5 protein-coding genes and 1 other RNA gene are annotated in these 4,103 nt (G+C 45.7%); 3 read left to right on the plus strand and 3 right to left on the minus strand.

All coding sequences use genetic code 11. From position 1 onward, the window contains the following. The coding region (locus PX484_RS16845; RefSeq protein ID WP_288104852.1) for an ATP-binding protein at window positions 1–184 on the plus strand (184 nt) is incomplete at its 5' end. Here PX484_RS16845 and PX484_RS16850 read toward each other — a convergent pair. Continuing rightward, window positions 162–989: an alpha/beta fold hydrolase gene (locus tag PX484_RS16850; RefSeq protein WP_287766742.1), complete on the minus strand. Its 828-nt coding sequence runs from the start codon at window positions 987–989 to the stop codon at window positions 162–164. The genes PX484_RS16845 and PX484_RS16850 overlap by 23 nt on opposite strands. A gap of 182 nt (window positions 990–1,171) precedes the next feature. Between PX484_RS16850 and rnpB the strand changes: the two genes are divergently transcribed. Both rnpB and rnc read left to right on the plus strand, forming a co-directional pair. After that, window positions 1,172–1,640, plus strand: an RNA gene (rnpB, locus tag PX484_RS16855) — RNase P RNA component class A. 262 nt (window positions 1,641–1,902) lie between these two features. Next, entirely contained in the window at window positions 1,903–2,607 is a 705-nt protein-coding gene (rnc, locus tag PX484_RS16860; RefSeq protein ID WP_288104854.1) for a ribonuclease III, read from the plus strand. A gap of 16 nt (window positions 2,608–2,623) precedes the next feature. Here the strand turns inward: rnc and PX484_RS16865 are convergent, their stop codons facing one another. Further along, on the minus strand, window positions 2,624–3,694 hold the full coding sequence (locus tag PX484_RS16865) for a WD40 repeat domain-containing protein (protein WP_287766741.1): 1,071 nt from the start codon (window positions 3,692–3,694) through the stop codon (window positions 2,624–2,626). A 79-nt stretch (window positions 3,695–3,773) separates the two neighbouring features. Continuing rightward, entirely contained in the window at window positions 3,774–4,067 is a 294-nt protein-coding gene (locus tag PX484_RS16870; protein WP_002801852.1) for a hypothetical protein, read from the minus strand. Between the last annotated feature and the right edge of the window lie 36 nt (window positions 4,068–4,103).

The following is a 4,103-nucleotide window of genomic DNA, read 5'->3' on the forward strand; positions in this document are numbered from 1 at the left end:
AGAAAAACAAGAGCATATTTTTGAGGGTCATGTGCGTCTCAAACGGGATGAGGGTAAAGAAGGTTATGGCATCGGTTTATCGGTCTGTCGCAAGATTATTCGCGCCCACTACGGTCAAATTTGGGTGGATAGTGTCCCCGACCACGGCAGTAGTTTTCACTTCACCCTGCCAGTTTATCGCTAAAATGCTCCGCCAACCAATGATCAATGTCCCCTAAAACTAAGTCGGGGATTTCCCAGGGGAACAGATGGGCCGTATCCGGGTAACATTTCCACTGAGACAGTTTCAGTTTTGCCGCCGTTTCTTGGCTCGAGGCACTGGTAATATGGCGATCATTTGCCCCCGCCAGAACCAAGCAGGGAATTGTGATTCTGTCAAGAGATTTTAAACAATTGTAACCTTTTTTTAAAGCCCGATTTAAAGCGCGATCAGCAGCTGGAGAAGTGCCTAAGTAGGCGGTAACAGCATCTTGAGCGAGATATTGATAGGATATCGCTTGATGTTGTGAAAAAAGGTACTGAAACAGCGAACGACGGGCAAAAGTATCAATATTCCAACGCCATCCCGGTTTGATCTGATTGAGAATTGCCGCCATCCCCGTCAAAATCAGATCCGTGGTGGTGATAGGAGGATGACTACCCCAAGGCCGCGCAGCCGAAGCCACGAGAATTAAACCAGGAAAGCGATCGGGATGGCGCAATACTAATTCCAGGGCGATTATACCCCCCAAAGACCAACCGAGAATTAAACATTGCTGGATTTTTTGGCGATCGAGCAGCTCGATTAAATCCTCTAGATGTTCTTCTAGCTGAAAATCCAGGCGATAACGACTTTTACCGTAGCCGCGCAGATCCGGGGCCAGGGTTTGCCAACGTTGGCAAAAATGATCGGTAAATACAGACATACTACCTGCCGAACCGGGATGACCGTGCAGACAGAGAATCGGATAGCCATTACCTTTAATGTTAACGTTTAGAGCGATCGACATTGAGCAGTTATCAGTTATCAGTTATCAGATTTGAGTTTTAAGTGAGCAGTATGTATTAAGCGAGCAGTATTAAATAGCAGTTTCCTGCTGTCTTTTCACTGTTCACTGTTTACTGATCACTGATTATTGACTGGGATATATGGGTGATCGAGTCTCTGGTAAGTCATACTAGAGAATGGGAGAGAGTTGGTCTAGAGGTTGCGGGATCATTTTATCAATGATTCCGAGGAAAGTCCGAACTCCCGAAAGACCACACTTGCTGGATAACGTCCAGTGCGCGTGAGCGTGAGGATAGTGCCACAGAAAAATACCGCCCCCTTTTTTCAGTAATCAGTAAACAGTAATCAGTAACGAAAGTAAATTTACTGATAACTTTCCACTGATAACTGATAACTGATAACTGATTGGGGGTAAGGGTGCAAAGGTGCGGTAAGAGCGCACCAGCAGTATTGAGAGGTACTGGCTCGGTAAACCCCGGTGGGGAGCAAGGTGGAGGGACAAAGGTTGGTCTTTTTCCTGTCCCGTTCTTAGGAACCGCTTGAGGTAATTGGTGACAATTATCCCAGATAGATAACCTCTATTCCAACAAAGGTAAAAGCAATTTTACTGCTGTTGGGAAATACAGAATTCGGCTTATGTCTGACTCTCTCCTTTAAGTAGTCATGCAAAATAAATTTCCTAGTGAAGACAGGCAAGAGGCAATAGGCAAGAGGCAAAAGCTTTATCGAAATGTGTAATTAATTTTGCTTAGGTACTTATCAGTTATCAGTTATCAGTTATCAGGAGTCAGTATTCAGTATTCAGGAGATAGGAGATTGCTTTTATTTATTCTCCCCACACCCCACACCCCACACCCTACACCCTACACCCTACACCCCACACCCTACACCCCACACCCCTGCTCCCCGCTCCCATGTCCTTAAGTGATCCGCGTCGCCAAAAACAATTAAAAACCCTAGTGGAAAAGCTGGGTTTATCGGCTGATGTCCCCGTCAGATGGGATTTATTAGATTTGGCCCTAACTCATCCCAGTGTTTCCCGTGATAAGAATTATGAACAATTGGAATTTGTGGGCGATTCTGTGGTAAGACTCGTGGCGGCGGAGGTATTGTTAGAAACCTATCCGGAGGCCCTAGTGGGAGAATTTGCTGCGCTGCGATCGATGATGGTTAGCGATCGCACTCTGGCGGAATTTGCGGATCGCTACGGTTTCGAGCGTTATTTGTTGGTTTCAAGTAGTACGAGTATTGACCGAGCGGGGAGAATTTCGCGACTAGCAGACGCTTTTGAGGCGGTCTTGGGAGCATTATATCTTAGTACACAGACTATGGTTTTAGTGCGTTCTTGGCTAGATGAACCACTAAGGGAAAAAGCGGCCGAAATTCGTCGAGATCCGGCCCGACAGAATTATAAGGATGCCTTGCAGGAGTGGACACAAGCAACATACAAAAAACTGCCGCAATATTTAGTAAAAGAAATCAATGGCTTAGATCAAGAACGTTTTTGTGCGGAAGTGTGGTTAAATGAGCAGAAATTAGGAGTGGGAACAGGCAGAAGCAAAAAAGCGGCGGAACAGGCGGCGGCTAAATCGGCTTTTCTAGAAGTGGTTAAAGGCTAAATGCGGGCATTTTTGCCTAACGAACGAATTGCCAGAGGCGAATTTTAAAATCATAATTACCACTAGCCAAATACTGCCCATCGGGACTAAAAGCTAGGGATTCCACCCAGTCGGAATTATTATCAAACCAAGCTAACTGTTTACCCGTCGTCACATCCCATAAACGCACCCCGTCATTACTAGCACTAGCGAGAATTTGTCCGTTAGGATGGAGTGCCAGGGAGCGAATTCGGGCTGTATGACCGATGAGAGTAAATAATAACTTATTATTGCTCGTATCCCAGATTTTAATCGTGCGGTCTAAACTACCCGTAATTAAATTTTTGCCGTCGGGAGTGTATAAAAGCTTGCTAACCGCTTGGGGATGGGCGGAAAATTTCGACAAAAATTTGCCCTCGCGGATGTCCCAAAAATTTACCTCACCGTTTTCATGACCACTGGCAAGGGTGACACCATCGGATTTCATCCCTAGGGAATAAACAAAATTACCCACCCAATTTAAACGATAGAGGGGACGGCGGGGGGGTTGCACTGTCCAGAGGCGAATTCCTTCCAAACCACCACTAATTAAGGTTTTACCATCGGGAGTAACGGTGAGGGCGAGGACCGTATTACCGTGTTCGAGGGCAATTCCTAAATACTTGCCTTCCACCAGATTCCAAAAATTAATCGAACCATCTAAACCGCTACTAACTAATAATCTTTCGTTGGGACTAATGGCTAAAGCTTTGACGCTGGTTCTTTGGGCGCGAGTTTGGGAAACTTTTTGCCCCGTTTTTACGGACCAAATTCTCAGGAGAGGATCCGTATCACTACCACCAGCGAGAACCAATTGGTTATCGGGGCTGAAAATCACAGCATTAGGGGTGGATTGTTGCCCTTCTAAGGTTTTAGCGAGGGTAAGTCTGCCTAAACCTTCTACTAGGATAGTTTCTGGGGTTTTTTGGCCACTTTCAGCTGCGGGTTTAGGGGGTGCAATGGGACTTTGGGCCTGACTAAGCTGATGTTCTCCGATTGTCAGCGTGGTTAAGACAGTGACCACAATTGCCCCGACAAGTTTCTCCCCACCTATAAATCGGAATTTCATAAATTTAGTTGAATATTAACGGTGCTATAGATTCTAGCCTTTGAGGGGATTGACTGCCAAGCAAGGTCAGATTTTTGAGCTAAGAAGGTCGATTTTTTTCGTTTTTCAGGGTTGGTAAAGCTACTTGACCCGATTGGGGCGGTAAATAGTATCTTGCCGCTTCTTCTTGGTTGATTTGCTGGCTTTTTTGGCTCTGTTGCCACCTGGCGAAGATAGCGATCGCCATAATCGTTGCCCCTAAAGATAGCAGTGTCCATCTTTGTCCTAGAACCCCGATGATGACATCTACTGCCGCTGCGGTAAAGATAAAGCTAGTTATTGGTTCTTGACGGTAAGCTTTCTTGAGAAAACGCGGCCAGAGGAGATTACTCATTTTATCTATTATTTCTACGGTTTCGATAATTCCAGC

Origin of the sequence: Microcystis sp. M49636_WE2 (assembly GCF_030065375.1) — a bacterium.
GTDB classification, from domain to species: domain Bacteria; phylum Cyanobacteriota; class Cyanobacteriia; order Cyanobacteriales; family Microcystaceae; genus Microcystis; species Microcystis aeruginosa_C.

Coding starts and splice junctions, on each gene's coding strand:
- PX484_RS16850 (WP_287766742.1), bottom strand. CDS start 989: ATGTCGATCGCTCTAAACGTTAACATTAAAGGTAATGGCTATCCGATT.
- rnc (WP_288104854.1), top strand. CDS start 1,903: ATGTCCTTAAGTGATCCGCGTCGCCAAAAACAATTAAAAACCCTAGTG.
- PX484_RS16865 (WP_287766741.1), bottom strand. CDS start 3,694: ATGAAATTCCGATTTATAGGTGGGGAGAAACTTGTCGGGGCAATTGTG.
- PX484_RS16870 (WP_002801852.1), bottom strand. CDS start 4,067: ATGAGTAATCTCCTCTGGCCGCGTTTTCTCAAGAAAGCTTACCGTCAA.